The sequence below is a fragment of the Streptomyces sp. NPDC051452 genome (assembly GCF_044454765.1).
In the GTDB taxonomy this organism is placed as follows: Bacteria; Actinomycetota; Actinomycetes; order Streptomycetales; family Streptomycetaceae; genus Streptomyces.
The window spans coordinates 711,206-726,570 of record NZ_JBITEB010000001.1; the positions used below are offsets into that span (position 1 = coordinate 711,206).

Consider the following 15,365-nt stretch of genomic DNA (forward strand, 5'->3'; position numbering starts at 1 on the left):
GAAGCGGGGGCACGCGGCCGCCTTGTCCGGCAAGGTCGGCGCCGGTGTGCGGAAGTCACCCTTCCCAGGACCGTGCCTTGCGGGACGCCGGTCGCCTGGCGAATCGATCCACCCTCACCCGATCGGCCCACGGGCACACGCGTCGGCGTCCGCTGCCCGCATCCCCGTCCCGGGGCAGGGGCCGTTGTCAGTGGCTCCCCTTACGGTTCGAGCAGTGAGAGGACCTGCCGGAGCGGCCGCGGGTCCGTCCTGGGGAGGGGTCTGCCATGGCCACGGCGTCCGCGGTCTCGACGACGTATCTGGAGCTGTCGCAGGAGGGCGCCGGCGCCCACAAGTTCTACGAGGTCACCGTCGACGGCCTGACGGTGACGGTGCGGTATGGACGGATCGGCGCGGACGGACAGACCCAGACGACATCGTTCCCTACCGTGGCCAAGGCACAGGCCGCCGCCGCGAAGAAGCTGGGGGAGAAGGTCCGCAAGGGATATGCCCCGGCCGTCCAGGGGCAGCGCGCCCCGCGGTCGGTGACCCGCCGTCAGGTCGGTTCCGCGCCGTCCACCGCCCGGGCCGTGGCGCCGGTGCTGTGGCGCTTCCGCACCGGTTCGGCGGCGTTCGGCATCCATGTGGACGACGACCGCTGCTGGGTGGGCAACCAGGCCGGTGACGTCTACACCCTGGACCACGAGGGTGCCGTCCTGGCCCGGTTCAGTCTGCCGGACGGCGTGAAGTGCCTGGTCGCCGACGACTTCTGGATCTACGCGGGCTGTGACGACGGCAAGGTCTACGACCTCTCCGCAAAGTTGCCCTTCGCCGCGTACGACATAGCCGCGGACGTCGACATCTTCTGGCTCGACATCCACGAGGGCATCCTCAACGTCTCGGACCGCGAGGGCGGGCTCACCGTCATCGACCACGAGGACGAACACCAGTGGGCCCGTCGCGGCCGGGGCGAGCACGCCTGGATGGTCCGTGCCGACGACCGCGCCGTCTACCACGGCCACCACCAGGGCGTCACCGCCTACGCCCCAGACGGCGGAGGCGAGTTGTGGCACACCGGGACCCGGGGCGGTGTGCTCTTCGGCTGGCAGGAGGACGACTCCGTGTACGCCGGCACCGCGCACCGAGTGGTCCAGCGGCTGTCGAAGGCGACGGGTGCGATCGAGGCGACGTACGCCTGCGACGGCGCGGTGTACTCGTGTGCCACCTCGCCCGGCGGCCGGTTCGTGTTCGCCGGTGACGCGGCCTCCTCCGTGTACTGCTTCGCCCAGGACGGCACACGGCTGTGGAAGCTCGGCACGGGCGGGGGTTCGGCGCTGTCGATGCAGTACCGCGACGAGCGTCTGTACCTGGTGACCACGGACGGTTCACTGGTGTGCGTGGACGCGAGTGAGACGGCCATCTCGGCCGCCCAGCAGGGCACGGTTCCGGTCGCCCGGGACGTCAAGCTCGCCGCCGCCCTGCCGACCTACGCCCCCGCCACGGCCGTGGCCGCGCTGGCCACCGTGACCCGGGCGCCGGCCGGAGCGGTCGTCGTCGAGTGCGTCCAGGACGCCGGCCGGCTGCGGGTGCACGTCGTCTCCGAGGGCTACGAGTCCTCCTGGAAGGTGCAGTTCCCCCGCGCGATACGCGAGCCTGGCGCACGCTACGTCGTCGACGCCCTGCACCCCGCGGCAAGCGGCTTCTACCGAGTCCGCGGCGACATCCGACGCCTGCTGTGACGGGACGTCAACCGGCGCCCCCTTCCCCCGGTAGAGGGGCCGTGCCTGCTGCCCGTACCGTTCCCGTCGGGGGCTCACCGCGGCCGGTTATCGGCGTCGGGACGGGCGCCCCGCTCTGTCCCGTCTCCGCTCAGGGACGTACGGCCGTCGCTTCCTCCAGTACCTCCCGGGCGGTGGCGAGGGCCTGGTCGCGGTCGTGGGGGACGACGCCGATGCGGGTGCGGCGGTCCAGGAGGTCGGACTCGTCCAGGGCGCCCTCGTGACGGACCGCCCAGAGGAGTTCGGCACGGGTGACCGGGTGGCCCGGCAGCACCGGTTCGGCGAGCGCGGGGTCGTGTTCCGCGAGCGCGTGGATCGCCAGGGCCTCGGTGCCGTAGCGGCGGATCAGCCTGCCGGGGGCGGGCAGTGTGCGCAGCCGCTCCGGGGCGGCCGCGCCGACCAGTGGCAGCGTGGCGGTGGGGGAGGGGCCGGTGCGCAGCCCCCGGGCCTCGGCCGCGGCGTCCACGGCGTCCTGGGCCATCCGCCGGTAGGTGGTGAGCTTGCCGCCGACCACCGTCGTGACACCGTCGGGCGAGGTCAGTACCGCGTGCCGGCGGGAGATGTCGGAGGTGCGGGCCGGTGTTCCCCCGGTGCCGTCGTGCCCGGAGGTGTCCAGCAGCGGGCGCAGTCCGGCGAAGGCGCCGACGACCTCGTCCCGGGCCACGGGGACGTCCAGGGCCGAGCCGAGCACGTCCAGCAGGAAGCCGATGTCGGTCTCGGGGACCTCCGGCACGTCGGGTATCCCGCCGTCCACCGGCTCGTCGGTGAGGCCGACGTAGACCCGCCCGTCGCCCTGCGGCAGGACCAGGACGAAACGGTTGGTCTCCCCGGGGATCGGTATGTGCAGACCGGCGGGCAGGGCGCCGAGCCGCTCCGAGCGCAGTACGAGATGGGTGCCCCGGGAGGGGCGTATCCGGATGCCGTCGACGAGACCGCCCGCCCACACGCCGGCGGCGTTGATCACGGCCCGGGCCCTGATCTCGCCCTCCTCGCCGGTGAGTTCGTCGCGTATCACGGCGCCGGTCCCGGTCAGCCGCAGCACCCTGGTCCGGGTCAGTACCCGGGCGCCGTGCCCGGCGGCCGTGCGGGCCAGGGCGGTCACCAGGCCGGCGTCGTCGGTGACCTTGCCGTCCCAGGAGAGCAGTCCGCCCCGCAGCCCGGCCGCGCGGACCGCGGGCGCCAGGTGCCGCGCCTCGGTCGCCGAGAGGCGGCGCGGGGCGGGCAGGACCTGCCGCGGTGTCCGGGCCGCCAGGCGCAGCATGTCCCCGGCCCGGAACCCGGCCCACGCCAGTGAGGCCTGCGCCCGGGACACCAGCGGCGTCAGCGGCAGCACGAACGGCCGCGCCGTCACCAGGTGCGGTGCCGTACGGGTCATCAGCACACCGCGCTCGACCGCGCTTTCGTGTGCCACGTCGAACTGTGCGGAGGCCAGATACCGCAGCCCGCCGTGGATCAGCTTGGAGCTCCAGCGGGAGGTGCCGAAGGCCAGGTCGTGCGCGTCCACGGCGACGACGTCCAGGCCGCGGGCGGCGGCGTCCAGGGCGGTGCCGGCCCCCGTGGCGCCGAGCCCCACGACCAGGACGTCGGCGACCCTGCCGTCCGTGGCCTCGGCCAGCTCCCGGGTGCGCCGGGCCGCGCCGAGGGACGAGCCGGGTGCGGCCTCGATGTGGCTCATGGCGTCAGGGTCCTCTCCAGAAGGGTGCGCAGCTCGCCGAGGAGGGCGGCGGAGTCGTACTCCGGATCGTCCTCGTCGGTCATCGTGCGCAGGGACAGGGTGAAGGACTGCACGGTCAGCAGCAGGGCGCGGGCCTGCCGTCCGGCGTGGCCGGGGCGTACGGAGCCGTCCGCGTGCCCCTCGCCCACGGCATCGGCGAGCAGTTCCAGCAGCGCTTCCTGGCTCGCGCCGCGCCGGTCGAGGATGTACGGAAGCAGCAGTTCCGGGTCGACGTCGACGATCTTCCGGAAGAGCGGGTGCGCCCGGAACGCCTCGACTCCGGCGACCAGTCCGTCCACGATCCGGGCGCGCGTGCCGCTGCCGGGGGTGGCCTCGGGGATCGCACGGGAGGCCACGCCGATCCACTCGCGGGTCATCAGGTCGCCGACCAGGGTCCGCAGGTCCGGCCAGCGCCGGTACAGCGTCATCCGGGAGACGCCGGCGCGGCGGGCCACGTCGGCGAGGGTGGTACGGCGTACGCCGACGGCCAGCACGCAGTCGCGTACCGCGTCGAGCACATGATCGATGTCCGAACCGTTGTGACGAATAGGCGCCATGTGTCACAGTGTAACGCGCCGGGACGCCGGACGCCGGACGGAAGCGGCAGGGAAACCGCAGACCGCCTCCGCCGCCCGGGGCACGGCCGCGGGGCCGCCGCGCGCACCGACCACACCGACCTGTGAGGACGACAGCTCAATGGACATGCTGTGGAACGGCTGGGGCGACCCGGCCAAGGCGGCACCCCTTCCCGAGACGGTGGCGGCACTGCTGCGCGACCTGCTCGGCGTCAAGCCGCGCACCGCACCCACGCCCGCGCTCGAAGACCTCCGCCCACCCGCCCGCACCGTCGGCCCCGCCGTGCTGAAGGCCCTCGCCGACGCCGTCGGCGGCGAAGGGCACCTGCGCACGGACGACGAGAGCCGCATCCGGCACACCCGCGGCAAGTCCACCCCCGACCTGCTGCGCATCCGGGCCGGTGACTTCTCGGACGTCCCCCAGGCCGTGGTGCTGCCCGAAACCCACGACGAGGTCCTCGCCGTGCTGCGCGTCTGCGCCGCGCACGGCCTGGCCGTGGTCCCCTTCGGTGGCGGCACCTCGGTCGTCGGCGGACTCGCCCCCGAGCACCGTGACTTCATCGCCCTGGACCTGCGCCGCATGAGCGGCCTGCTCGACCTGGACCCCGTCTCGCGCACCGCCGTGCTGCAGCCCGGCCTGCGCGCCCCCGAGGCCGAGGCCCTGCTCGCCGAACACGGCTTCACCCTCGGCCACTTCCCGCAGTCCTTCGAGTGGGCCACCATCGGCGGCTTCGCCGCGGCCCGCTCCAGCGGACAGGCCTCGGCCGGATACGGCCGCTTCGACGAGATGGTGCTCGGCCTCACCGTCGCCACCCCCGAGGGCACCCTGGAGACCGGCCGCGCCCCCCGCTCCGCCGCCGGACCCGACCTGCGCCAGCTGATCCTCGGCTCGGAGGGCGCCTTCGGCGTCATCACCTCCGTGACCGTCCGGATCCGTCCGGTGCCGGGGGTCCGCGTGTACGAGGGCTGGCGATTCGACTCGTTCGACGAGGGAGCGGCCGCCCTGCGCCGGCTCGCCCAGGACGGGCCCCGGCCGACCGTGCTGCGGCTGTCCGACGAGACGGAGACCCTCATCGGCCTCGCCCAACCCGAGGCGATCGGGGCCGGTCTGACGCAGGGGGGCGCCGGCTGCCTGGCGATCACCGGTTACGAGGGCACCGCCGAGGACACCGCGCAGCGCCGCGAGCAGGCCGCGGCCGTCCTGACCGCGTGCGGCGGCACCCTCGTCGGCACCGAACCCGGCGACCGCTGGGCCCACGGCCGGTACTCCGCTCCCTACCTGCGCGACGCCCTGCTCGACGTGGGCGCCTTCGCCGAGACCCTGGAGACCGCGGCCTTCTGGTCCCGCATCCCCGAGCTGTACACGGCCGTCCGCACCGCGCTCACCGACACCCTCACCGCGGCCGGCACCCCGCCCCTGGTGATGTGCCACATCTCCCACGTGTACGAGAACGGCGCCTCGCTCTACTTCACCGTCGTCAGCGCCCAGGGCGAGGATCCGGTGGCGCACTGGACGCCCGCCAAGCACGCCGCCAACGAGGCGGTGCTGGCGGCCGGCGGTACGATCTCCCACCACCACGGGGTCGGCACCGACCACCGCGACTGGTACGTCCGCGAGGCCGGACCGCTCGGTATCTCCGCTCTGCGCGCCGTGAAGCGCCGGCTCGACCCCGACGGTCTGCTCAACCCCGGCGTCCTGCTGCCCACCGACTGAACCCGACCGATCCGCCTGCCTCGGAGGCACACCGATGCGACAGTTCACCGCCGTCGTCAACCCCACCGCGGGCGGCTCCACCGGCGCGGCGACGCTGCTCCAGCTCGCCCGCCCGCTCCGCGAAGCCGGAGCCGAGCTGGAGACGGAGTACAGCAACAGCCTCGCCCACGCCCAGGACATAGCGCTCAGGGCCGGTGAGCGCGGCCGGATCGTCCTCGCCGTCGGCGGCGACGGCATCGCCGGGGGCATCGGCGGCGCGCTCAGCGGCACCGGCACCGTCCTGGGCCTCGTCCCCGCCGGCCGCGGCAACGACTTCGCCCGCGCGCTGAACCTGCCCGCCGACCCCGACGCCCTCGCCCGCGTCCTGCTGAGCGCCGAGCCCCGGGCGGTCGACGCCATCGAGGTGGAGTCGGCCGTCCACCCCCGCACCGTGGTGCTGGGCAGCGTGTACGCCGGAGTCGACGCGCTGGCCAACCGGCACGCGAACAACGCCCGGCTGCTGCGAGGCGCCGCCTCCTACTACGCGGGAGGCCTGCGCGCGGTGACCACGTGGCGGCCGGCCGACTTCCGCGTCACCGTGGACGGCGAGGAGCACCACCACCGCGGCTACACCGTCGTCGCCGCCAACTCCCCTTACTACGGCTCCGGTCGGCTCATCGCCCCCGACGCACGGGTCGACGACGGTCTGCTCGACGTCGTGATGATCCGCGAGGCGCCCCGTCGGCTCTTCTTCACCCTGATGAACGAACTCCGGACGGGCGCCCACGTCCGCCGTCCCGAAGTACTCGTCCTGCGCGGCAAGGAACTGCGCATCGAGGCCTCCCGGCCCGTCCCCTACGGCGCCGACGGCGAGGTGGAGGCCACCTTGCCCGTGACGCTGCGGGTGCGCCCCGCGGATCTGCCGGTCCTGTACCGACACCGGCCGACGGCGCCGCGAGGTGCGTCCTCACCCCTGCCTGGGTAGGGGAAGACCACACCTGGCGGACGACCGGGGGAGGGGCGGGGGATCATGACGCGGGAACACGTACAGGGCGCGGTGCAGGCGGTCGTCCTGTACGACGGGCGCGTGCTGCTGGTGCGCGACGACGGCGGCGGCTGGCGTCTGCCGTCGGGCGGAACGCAACCGGCCGAGTCGGCGGAGGCGACCGCGGCGCGCGTCGTCTACGAACTCACCGGCTATCTCGTGGACGGCACGGAGGTGCTGGACCCGCACGGCGAGCCGGCCGACGGCGAGCCGGCGGTGGTGTGCCAACTGCTGAGCGAGGCGCCGTCGGACGGGGCACGCCTCGTCCCGGAGCGAGTGCGCTGGACCCCGATCGCGGACACCGGCGACGCCGCCCTGCCGACGGCCGTGCGCACGTACCTCCAGGGACACACACCGGTGTGACGGCACCTCGGGCGACCGGCGACCGCCCGCGGCCGGGACGACACCTCGCCCCGACCGACCGGAACCCGCCCGACGGGTGTCGGAGGGATTCCCCCAGCCAGTCGAAGACCTCTCGTACAGCTCGCGGGACCGGTCGCGGGCTGTTCGATCCGCGCGTCATGGCGTCCGACCTGCTGTCCCGGCCGCGGCGGGCCATGCTGGTGGGGAACGCATCCGAGCGGCGTGCCTCGTGGAGCGGCGACGTACGCCGTGACTTTCGAAGCCGCCCGCAGCAGGCCTTCCGGTTTCGATGAGGAGGCACCCTCCGTGGCCGAGCCGCAGCCCGTAGTCGTCCCACCGGCCAGAGCGGCCCTGTTCCTCGTCGCCACCATCGCACCCGGCGGTGAGGACACGGTCAGAGACCTGCTCGAGGACGTCTCGGGTCTGCGCCGCTCGGTCGCCTTCCGCGCCCCCGCCCAGGAGCTGAGCTGTGTCGTCGGCATCGGCTCGGCGGCCTGGGACCGGCTCTTCGGCGGCCCGCGTCCCCGGGACCTGCACCCCTTCCGGGAACTGGCGGGACCCCGCCACCGAGCGCCGGGCACACCGGGCGACCTTCTCTTCCACGTCCGCTCCCAGCGGATGGACCTCTGTTTCGAACTGGCCTGGCTGCTGGCCGAACGACTCCACAAAGCGGCCACCATGGTCGACGAAGTGCATGGCTTCAAGTTCTTCGACGAGCGTGACCTGCTCGGCTTCGTGGACGGCAGCGAGAACCCGGAGGGACGGCTCGCGGACGACGCGGTGTTCATCGGAGCCGAGGACGCCGCGTTCCGGGGCGGCAGCTATGTGATCGTCCAGAAGTACCTGCACGACATGGCGGCCTGGAACGCCCTGCCGGCCGACGCGCAGGAGAAGGTCATCGGGCGCACCAAGCAGGCCAACATCGAACTGCCCGACGACGTCAAACCCGACGACTCCCACGTCGCGCTCAACACCATCACCGACGAGGAGGGCCGCGAACGCAAGATCGTGCGGGAGAACATGCCGTTCGGGAGCATCGCGCAGGGTGAGTACGGGACCTACTTCATCGGCTACGCCCGTACCCCCGACGTCACCGAGGAGATGTTGAGGAACATGTTCCTCGGCCGGGACCCGGGCCGGCACGACCGGATCCTCGACTTCTCGGTGCCGGTCACGGGCTGTCTCTTCCACGTGCCGACCGTCACCTTCCTCGACGACCTCCCCGACCCCCCTCGGCCCTGAGCCACACCGGGCCCTGCCGAGAGACGGCCTTCCGCTTGCGAGGCACTCCGCACAGGGGTTCAGTGATTCACGGACCCCCTCGCGCACCTGGAGCTGTCATGTCGATGTCGTTCGGTGCACCCTTCGGCTCCTCGGACCCGTTCAGTGAGATGTTCAATCACTTCTTCGGTATGTCGCCGGCGTCCTCACCCCCCGCGGTGCAGCGTGTCCCCATCGGACGGCTGCTGACGGAGTCCTCGCAGGAACTGCTCAACCTCGCCGCGCAGCGGGCCGTGGAGAACGGAACGACCGACCTCGACACCGAACATCTGCTCTGGGCGGCCACCCAGGTCGATCCGTCCCGCAGACTGCTCACCCAGGTGGGCGCGGACCCCGATGTGCTCGCCGCGGAGATCGCCAAGTTCCTGCCCCGTGACGCCGCCGAACCCTCCGCGCGGCCCGGTCTGACACCGGCGGCCAAACGCACCCTGGGCGCCGCCTACGCCAGGTCGCAGGCGTCCGGCGTGTCCTACATCGGCCCCGAGCACATCCTGGCCGCGCTGCTCGGCGACAGCGACACCGGTGCCGCCCGGTTGCTCCAGGCCGAGGGGGTGGACACCAAGCGCATGGCGGGACTCGCCGAGCAGACGGCACGCGGTGACACACCCGCCGCGCAGCCCGGCAAGCCGGCCACCACCCTGGACGAGTTCGGCCGGGACCTGACCGAGGAGGCGAGGGCCGGCAAGCTCGACCCGGTGGTCGGGCGGGCCGAGGAGATCGAGCAGACCGTCGAGATCCTCTCCCGGCGTTCCAAGAACAACCCGGTGCTCATCGGCGAACCAGGTGTGGGCAAGACCGCCATCGTCGAGGGACTGGCCCAGCGCATCGTGGCCGGCGAGGTCCCCGAGAGCCTGAAGAACAAGCGGGTCGTCGCCCTCGACCTGTCGGGCATGGTGGCCGGGGCGCAGTACCGCGGACAGTTCGAGGAGCGGCTGAAGAAGGTCATCGAGGACGTCCAGGGGGCCGGCGGCGAGATCATCCTGTTCATCGACGAACTGCACACCGTCGTAGGCGCCGGGGCGACGGGCGAGGGGGCCATGGACGCGGGCAACATGCTCAAGCCCGCACTGGCCCGCGGTGAACTCCACGTGGTGGGCGCCACCACCATCGACGAATACCGCAGGTACGTCGAGAAGGACGCCGCCCTGGAGCGCAGGTTCCAGCCCGTGATGGTCCCGGAGCCCACCGTCGAGGAGACGATCCAGATCCTGGAAGGCCTGCGCGACTCCTACGAGGCCCACCACCAGGTCCGCTTCGACGACAGCGCGTTGGTGGCCGCCGCGGAACTCTCCGACCGGTACATCACCGACCGGTTCCTGCCGGACAAGGCGATCGACGTGATGGACCAGGCCGGTGCCCGGGTGCGGCTGCGCGGCGCGGGCCGCTCCACGGAGATCGTCAGCCGCGAGGACCGTATCGCCAAGCTCCGCCGCGAACTCGAACAGGCCGTCTCCGCCGAGGACTTCGAGAGGGCCTCGGGGCTGAAGCGGGAGATCGCCGAGGTGGAGGGCGAGCTGGCCGGCATCGAGGAACGCCGGGAGGGCGTCGTCTCCGTCACGGCCGCCGACATCGCCGACGTCGTCTCCCGTCGTACCGGCATCCCCGTCTCCCAACTCACCGCCAGCGAGAAGGAGAAGCTCCTCAGGCTGGAGGAGGAGATGCACGCCAGGATCGTCGGCCAGGACGAGGCGGTCACCGCCGTCTCCCAGGCCGTGCGCCGCAACCGGGCGGGCATGGGCGACCCCAACCGCCCCGTGGGCTCGTTCCTCTTCCTCGGGCCCACCGGCGTCGGCAAGACCGAGCTGGCCAAGACCCTCGCCGCCCTGCTGTTCGGGGACGAGGACCGCATGATCCGGTTCGACATGAGCGAGTTCCAGGAGAAGCACACCGTCGCCCGGCTCGTCGGCGCCCCTCCCGGATACGTCGGCTACGAGGAAGCGGGCCAGCTCACCGAGAAGGTGCGCCGTCAGCCCTACAGCGTGGTGCTGTTCGACGAGGTGGAGAAGGCCCACCCGGACATCTTCAACACGCTGTTGCAGATCCTCGACGACGGCCGCCTGACCGACGCCCAGGGCCGCACGGTCGACTTCCGGCACTCCGTCATCATCATGACGTCCAACATCGGCGCCCACCGCATCCTCGACCGCAAGGGCGATGTCTCCGACCTGAAGGAGGCGTTGATGGACGAGCTGCGGTCCCGGTTCCTGCCGGAGTTCCTCAACCGCATCGACGACATCATCATCTTCCACGGCCTGACGCAGGACGACCTCGACCTGATCGTCGACCACCTGCTGGACGAGAGCAAGCGCAAGGTGCGCGCCCAGGGGCTGCGCCTGGAGGTCACGCCGGCCGCCAAGAAGCTGCTCATCGCGCACGGCCACCAGCCCGAGTTCGGTGCCCGGCCGCTGCGACGCACGATCCAGGCGGAACTCGACAACCGCATCGCCATGCTGCTCCTCAGCGGCGAGGCCGACCCCGGAGACACGATCGTCGCCGACGTCGTCAACGACTCGCTGCACTGCATCGTGGAGAAGAACAGCGGCACCGGCGCACCGGCCGACGACGCCGACGCGCCGCAGACGGAGAAGTGAGCCCGAGCGAACGGAGGGCTGTCCGGAAGGCATATGCGGGCGTGGTCCACGCCCGGGTGTTCATCCAGGGAGGACCCCATGGGGCACCATCACAAGTCCAACGAACAAGTCGAAGGCAATCCGGACACCGGACACGGGCGCGGTCTGCCGCGCCGGCCGAACCAGGCGGCACTCGACGAGCGCACCCGCGCGGACCGGTCGGCGGCCGGGCTGGCCGCCGGGACGCTGGAGACCCCGGAGACGCAGTACCAGGAAGTGCTCGCCGAGATCGACAGCGAGGTCGCCCAGGGTGACCTGCGATCAAGCGCCGGCCAGCGGGCGGACCGAGACCCGTTCCCGCCCACCCGCTACGAAGGCTGACCCCAGGAGGACCAACCGCCGCTCGCTGTACCAACCCGCCCGCCCCGACGGCCGGTTGTGTCCCGGACCGGCCGCCGGTTCACTCCTGCCCGGGGGCGCCGATCGACACCACGACGGCCGTGGCGGGCCCGTCCGGAGTGTCGTAGCGCACAAAGTCGCCGGGGCGGTGCCCGAGGAGCGCGTGGCCGAGCGGGCTGTCGGCGGTGACCAGCCTCTGGTCGAGAGCCTCGGCGCCCTCACCGACCTCCAGCGTCTCCTGTGAACCGTCGGGGAAGCGGACGGTGACCGTGCTGCCGACCGCGACCAGGTCGGTCCGGGCGGGACCGGCTCGCTCCGCCTGCCGCAGTCGATCGGTGATGTCGCCGATCCGGCGGTCCAGGCGGTCCAGTTGATCGGCGCGCCGCAACTCGTCGGCCTGGTCGGCCTCGTCGCCGACCTCGGTGGTGTCCCGCAGGGTTCCGGCGACCAGCCGGCGCTCGTCACGCAGATCGGCCAGTTCCTGTTCCAGCGCGCGACGGGCCTCGGCGCCGATCGGCTCGGGATCGTCGGTCATGTCTGCCCCTCGGACGGAGACGGAACAGCCGGACGAAGATCCTCAAGTCCGGCAATCCTGATCATATCAATCGAGTGTGCTCCCGCGACCCGGACCGTCGGGCCCCGCACCGCGCCCCGCGCCCCTCCGGTCGAGGAGAGAAACATCCGAGGATACGGTGTTCCTCCGAGTTCATCCCTTTGATCCCCTCGGAGGTGACCATGTCCTCGAAGCGACGCCGCAAGAAGAAGTCCCGGCGCAAGCACGCCGCGAACCACGGGCGCCGTCCGCAGTCCTGAGCGTCCAGGAGCAACCCGTCGCCCGCCGCCGGCTCCGATCGACGATCGGAGCCGGCGGCGGGCGTGAGCCCACCCGACCGGGGCCCGCCGCCCTCGATCCGCGCGGGAGCGAAGGCGGCGTCGTGACACCGGTGACGTCACTCGTACGCCCATTCGGTGCTCGCGCACCGAGGGAGCCCCGTGCCCCGCGCGGGCCCGCTCCCGCCCGGGTGGGGCGGCCTCCTGACGCCGTCGCACGCCCGCCTCTCCTCCCTCGAAGCCGCCTCCTGCGGGTGCGTGGTCGCGGAAGGGTTCATACCGTCGTAGACACACCGACCAGCAGGCCTCCGAGGTCGCCTGCCGCGCTGCCAGGCCGACCAGTCAGGGAGACAGGCATGAGCCGAGCCAAGCGCAGGACCCGCGGCACCGCCGCCGGACGGGCGATACCCAAGGAGGGCGGCGGCCCCGCCCCCTCCAGGACGGACGGGTCCGCCGAACTCCGGGGAGTGGGGCCGGCCCCCGAAGCGGCCGGCGCACCCACGAAGCCCGAGCCCCGCCCCGAGAAGCCGCCGGCACCACCGGAGCCGTCGATACCGCCGAAGCCACCGGAGCTGCCCTCGTACGACGGTGAAGCCGGCCCCCCCGCGGCGGCGGCCCCGGTCGAGACGGGGCCCGCCTCCCACGGACCGGCGACGACCCGGAGCCCCGGCCCGGCCCACCAGCCCCCGCTCGATCCCCCGCCCGAAACGGCAGTCCCCCTCGGGCCCACGCACCCCGGTCGCCGAACTCGTCGGACCTCGACCGCAAGACCTTCCGGGCCCCGCCCGCGCACGATACGACTGCGGATATCCGAGGGAAGACCCTGGTCGGTGATGGTGGCGAGCTTCCTGCTCCTGACCGGGATCGGAGTGCTCGGCGCCGTCAGCACGGCCGTCGTCTGGATCATGCTGGAGATCATGGCCCCGGACTCCCTGCCGCCGCTGACCACCGTGCTGGCCATCGCGGCCGCAGTGGTCGCCCTGGAAGTCGTCCTGGGCACGTTCATGGCGACGCTGGTCACCTTCCTCTACAACGTGTCCGCGCAGTACAGCGGCGGCGTCGAGGTGTCCCTGACCGACGACCTCACCGATCCGACCCCGGCCGCCGCCCAGGCCTCGCTGCGGATCGCCCGGACCCGTGTCCGCGCCCGGCGCTACCTGCGTGCGCACACCCCGCCCTGGGTCGGCGACAGCCTGCGCCGACTGCCCGCCCTCCCGGGCACCCGCACCCGCGCCACCCGTCCCGCACCGCGCGGGCGGACGCCGGACAAGCCGACCCGGACCCCCGACAGCCTCGACCCGCCACGGGAAGTCTCCGACACCGCCTGACCCCCTCGGCCCGGACCAGGCTCAGGGATACAGCTTCTTCTCCTCGGCGAGCATGGCGACGAACTTCTCGATGCGGGACGCCCGGGTCTCCGGCTTCTTGGCGTCCTCGACCCGGTGGAGGATCGCGAACCGGTTGCGGCTGTCCAGGGTGGCGAAGAAGTCCCTGGCCGCCGGGGCCGCGTCCAGGGCGGACTGGAGATCGTCCGGTACCGTCGCCTTGCTCTGGGACGAGTACGCCGCCTCCCAGCGGCCGTCCGCCTTGGCCTTCTCCACCTCGCGGAGCCCGGCGGGCCGCATCCGGCCCCGATCGATCAGATCGGTGGCCTTCTCCGTGTTCACCTTCGACCACTTGCCGCCCGGCCGGCGCGGGGTGAAGCGCTGCAGCCAGTACTGCTCGTCCAGCTTCTTCTTCTGCCCGTCGATCCAGCCGTAGCACAGCGCCGACTCCAGAGCCGTCGCGTAGTCGATGCCGTCGACTCCGGCGTCCTTCCGGGGGATCTTGAACCAGACCCCCGGCACGTCCGCGTGGTTCTCCTCCAGCCACTTCTCCCACGCGTCCTGCGTCGCGAAGAAGACGACCGGATCCGCTGCTTTCCGCGATCCCTCAGACATGGCCTTCATCCAAGCCCACCCCCGAGAGCGGGTCAACAACCGGGCCGCCGGGGCTCGCGCCGCCGTGACGGGCATCGGCGGAATTCTTCCGGGGAGGGCTTGAGACGGGGCAGCCCGGATACTCGGACGAGTATGGCGAAGCTGCATCTTCCAGGGCGTAAAGAGGACCGAGCCGGTGACGAGGGCCCAGAGCCGCGCGTGCCGAGCCCGGACGAGGCAGGACCCGACGCGGAGGTCGAGCAGGCGGCGCCCGACACCCCCGCCAAGCTGCCGAAGCGGGCCTGGGTCGCGGTGCTCAAGGGCTCGCTGCGCGAATTCCAGGACGACGAGCTGACCGACCGGGCGGCGGCACTCACCTACTACGGGGTGCTGGCCCTGTTCCCGGCGCTGCTGGTGCTGGTCTCCCTGCTGGGGATGGCCGGCCGGTCCACCACCGACAGGCTCCTGGCCAACGTCCGGCAACTGGCGCCCGGATCGGCGCGGGACATCATCACCCGCGCGGTGCAGCAACTGCAGCACAGCGCGGGCGTCGGCTCCCTCATGGCCCTGCTCGGCATCGTGCTGGCGGTGTGGTCGGCATCCGGGTACGTGGCCGGCTTCATCCGCGCCGCCAACGCCGTCTACGACATGCCCGAGGGCCGCCCGGTGTGGAAGATCCTGCCCGTGCGGGTCGGCGTCACGGTGGTGCTGATGGTGCTCGCCGTGGCCAGCGCGCTCATCGTCGTCTTCACCGGCGGTCTGGCCCACCGCGCCGGACAGGCCTTGGGTGTCGGCGACATGGCACTGACCGTGTGGTCGATCGCGAAGTGGCCGGTCTTGGTGCTCCTCGTCACGGTGATGATCGCGATCCTGTACTGGGCCACCCCCAACGCCAAGGTCAAGGGCTTCAAGTGGATCACCCCGGGCAGTCTCCTCGCCCTGCTGATCTGGATGATCGCCTCCGCCGGGTTCGCGTTCTACGTCGCGAACTTCGCCTCGTACAACAAGACCTACGGCACCATGGCCGGCGTCATCGTCTTCCTGGTGTGGCTGTGGATCAGCAACCTGGCGATCCTGCTGGGTCTGGAGTTCGACGCGGAGACCGTCCGCCAGCGCGCCATCGCGGGCGGCCATCCGCCCGAGGCCGAGCCCTACACCCAGCCGCGCGACACCAGCAAGTGGGACGAGGAGGACGTACGGCGCCTGGACGGGAAGTGA

Annotated in this window: 13 protein-coding genes; 9 read left to right on the forward strand and 4 right to left on the reverse strand. The window is 72.3% G+C overall.

What is annotated here, in order from left to right; translation table 11 throughout:
* Positions 1 to 266: 266 nt before the first annotated feature.
* Positions 267 to 1,718 (forward strand): WGR domain-containing protein, encoded by a 1,452-nt coding sequence (locus ACIBA9_RS02940; RefSeq protein WP_399359557.1) that lies wholly within the window; start codon positions 267 to 269, stop codon positions 1,716 to 1,718.
* Between the two features lie 130 nt (positions 1,719 to 1,848).
* On the opposite strand, the gene ACIBA9_RS02945 is transcribed toward ACIBA9_RS02940, so the two are convergent.
* Positions 1,849 to 3,432: a glycerol-3-phosphate dehydrogenase/oxidase gene (locus tag ACIBA9_RS02945; RefSeq protein ID WP_399359558.1), complete on the reverse strand. Its 1,584-nt coding sequence runs from the start codon at positions 3,430 to 3,432 to the stop codon at positions 1,849 to 1,851.
* The gene (locus tag ACIBA9_RS02950) at positions 3,429 to 4,028 is read right to left on the reverse strand and encodes a TetR/AcrR family transcriptional regulator (RefSeq protein WP_393900752.1); all 600 of its coding nucleotides are present in this window, start codon (positions 4,026 to 4,028) and stop codon (positions 3,429 to 3,431) included. The genes ACIBA9_RS02945 and ACIBA9_RS02950 overlap by 4 nt, the downstream gene beginning before the upstream one ends.
* Positions 4,029 to 4,167: 139 nt before the next feature.
* Between ACIBA9_RS02950 and ACIBA9_RS02955 the strand changes: the two genes are divergently transcribed.
* The 6 genes from ACIBA9_RS02955 (at position 4,168) to ACIBA9_RS02980 (ending at position 11,379) form a co-directional block, all read left to right on the forward strand.
* Positions 4,168 to 5,760 carry an FAD-binding oxidoreductase gene (locus ACIBA9_RS02955; protein WP_399359559.1) on the forward strand — a complete coding sequence of 531 codons (1,593 nt, stop codon included), beginning with the start codon at positions 4,168 to 4,170 and terminating at the stop codon, positions 5,758 to 5,760.
* A 34-nt stretch (positions 5,761 to 5,794) separates the two neighbouring features.
* A complete protein-coding gene (locus ACIBA9_RS02960; RefSeq protein WP_399359560.1) occupies positions 5,795 to 6,724 on the forward strand; it encodes a YegS/Rv2252/BmrU family lipid kinase in 930 nt (309 codons plus the stop codon).
* A gap of 45 nt (positions 6,725 to 6,769) precedes the next feature.
* On the forward strand, positions 6,770 to 7,147 hold the full coding sequence (locus ACIBA9_RS02965; protein ID WP_399359561.1) for an NUDIX hydrolase: 378 nt from the start codon (positions 6,770 to 6,772) through the stop codon (positions 7,145 to 7,147).
* A 306-nt stretch (positions 7,148 to 7,453) separates the two neighbouring features.
* The gene (locus tag ACIBA9_RS02970) at positions 7,454 to 8,389 is read left to right on the forward strand and encodes a Dyp-type peroxidase (RefSeq protein WP_399359562.1); all 936 of its coding nucleotides are present in this window, start codon (positions 7,454 to 7,456) and stop codon (positions 8,387 to 8,389) included.
* Between the two features lie 98 nt (positions 8,390 to 8,487).
* Positions 8,488 to 11,019: an ATP-dependent Clp protease ATP-binding subunit gene (locus ACIBA9_RS02975; RefSeq protein WP_399359563.1), complete on the forward strand. Its 2,532-nt coding sequence runs from the start codon at positions 8,488 to 8,490 to the stop codon at positions 11,017 to 11,019.
* 78 nt (positions 11,020 to 11,097) lie between these two features.
* Positions 11,098 to 11,379 carry a hypothetical protein gene (locus tag ACIBA9_RS02980; RefSeq protein WP_362152867.1) on the forward strand — a complete coding sequence of 94 codons (282 nt, stop codon included), beginning with the start codon at positions 11,098 to 11,100 and terminating at the stop codon, positions 11,377 to 11,379.
* Between the two features lie 79 nt (positions 11,380 to 11,458).
* Here ACIBA9_RS02980 and ACIBA9_RS02985 read toward each other — a convergent pair whose 3' ends face one another.
* A complete protein-coding gene (locus ACIBA9_RS02985; RefSeq protein ID WP_399359564.1) occupies positions 11,459 to 11,932 on the reverse strand; it encodes a GreA/GreB family elongation factor in 474 nt (157 codons plus the stop codon).
* 1,129 nt (positions 11,933 to 13,061) lie between these two features.
* Here ACIBA9_RS02985 and ACIBA9_RS02990 point away from each other — a divergent pair.
* Entirely contained in the window at positions 13,062 to 13,556 is a 495-nt protein-coding gene (locus ACIBA9_RS02990; RefSeq protein WP_399359565.1) for a DUF3566 domain-containing protein, read from the forward strand.
* A 21-nt stretch (positions 13,557 to 13,577) separates the two neighbouring features.
* On the opposite strand, the gene ACIBA9_RS02995 is transcribed toward ACIBA9_RS02990, so the two are convergent.
* Positions 13,578 to 14,168, reverse strand: coding sequence for a YdeI family protein (locus ACIBA9_RS02995; RefSeq protein WP_399359566.1), 591 nt, complete (start codon positions 14,166 to 14,168; stop codon positions 13,578 to 13,580).
* A gap of 132 nt (positions 14,169 to 14,300) precedes the next feature.
* Here ACIBA9_RS02995 and ACIBA9_RS03000 point away from each other — a divergent pair, with 132 nt between their 5' ends.
* A complete protein-coding gene (locus tag ACIBA9_RS03000) occupies positions 14,301 to 15,365 on the forward strand; it encodes a YihY/virulence factor BrkB family protein (RefSeq protein ID WP_399359567.1) in 1,065 nt (354 codons plus the stop codon).

What these genes read in the sequence shown, in the direction of transcription:
- ACIBA9_RS02955 (WP_399359559.1), top strand. Translation starts at nt 4,168, where the DNA reads ATGGACATGCTGTGGAACGGCTGGGGCGACCCGGCCAAGGCGGCACCC.
- ACIBA9_RS02950 (WP_393900752.1), bottom strand. Translation starts at nt 4,028, where the DNA reads ATGGCGCCTATTCGTCACAACGGTTCGGACATCGATCATGTGCTCGAC.
- ACIBA9_RS02940 (WP_399359557.1), top strand. Translation starts at nt 267, where the DNA reads ATGGCCACGGCGTCCGCGGTCTCGACGACGTATCTGGAGCTGTCGCAG.
- ACIBA9_RS02960 (WP_399359560.1), top strand. Translation starts at nt 5,795, where the DNA reads ATGCGACAGTTCACCGCCGTCGTCAACCCCACCGCGGGCGGCTCCACC.
- ACIBA9_RS02995 (WP_399359566.1), bottom strand. Translation starts at nt 14,168, where the DNA reads ATGTCTGAGGGATCGCGGAAAGCAGCGGATCCGGTCGTCTTCTTCGCG.
- ACIBA9_RS03000 (WP_399359567.1), top strand. Translation starts at nt 14,301, where the DNA reads ATGGCGAAGCTGCATCTTCCAGGGCGTAAAGAGGACCGAGCCGGTGAC.
- ACIBA9_RS02975 (WP_399359563.1), top strand. Translation starts at nt 8,488, where the DNA reads ATGTCGATGTCGTTCGGTGCACCCTTCGGCTCCTCGGACCCGTTCAGT.
- ACIBA9_RS02945 (WP_399359558.1), bottom strand. Translation starts at nt 3,432, where the DNA reads ATGAGCCACATCGAGGCCGCACCCGGCTCGTCCCTCGGCGCGGCCCGG.
- ACIBA9_RS02990 (WP_399359565.1), top strand. Translation starts at nt 13,062, where the DNA reads ATGGTGGCGAGCTTCCTGCTCCTGACCGGGATCGGAGTGCTCGGCGCC.
- ACIBA9_RS02965 (WP_399359561.1), top strand. Translation starts at nt 6,770, where the DNA reads ATGACGCGGGAACACGTACAGGGCGCGGTGCAGGCGGTCGTCCTGTAC.
- ACIBA9_RS02985 (WP_399359564.1), bottom strand. Translation starts at nt 11,932, where the DNA reads ATGACCGACGATCCCGAGCCGATCGGCGCCGAGGCCCGTCGCGCGCTG.
- ACIBA9_RS02980 (WP_362152867.1), top strand. Translation starts at nt 11,098, where the DNA reads ATGGGGCACCATCACAAGTCCAACGAACAAGTCGAAGGCAATCCGGAC.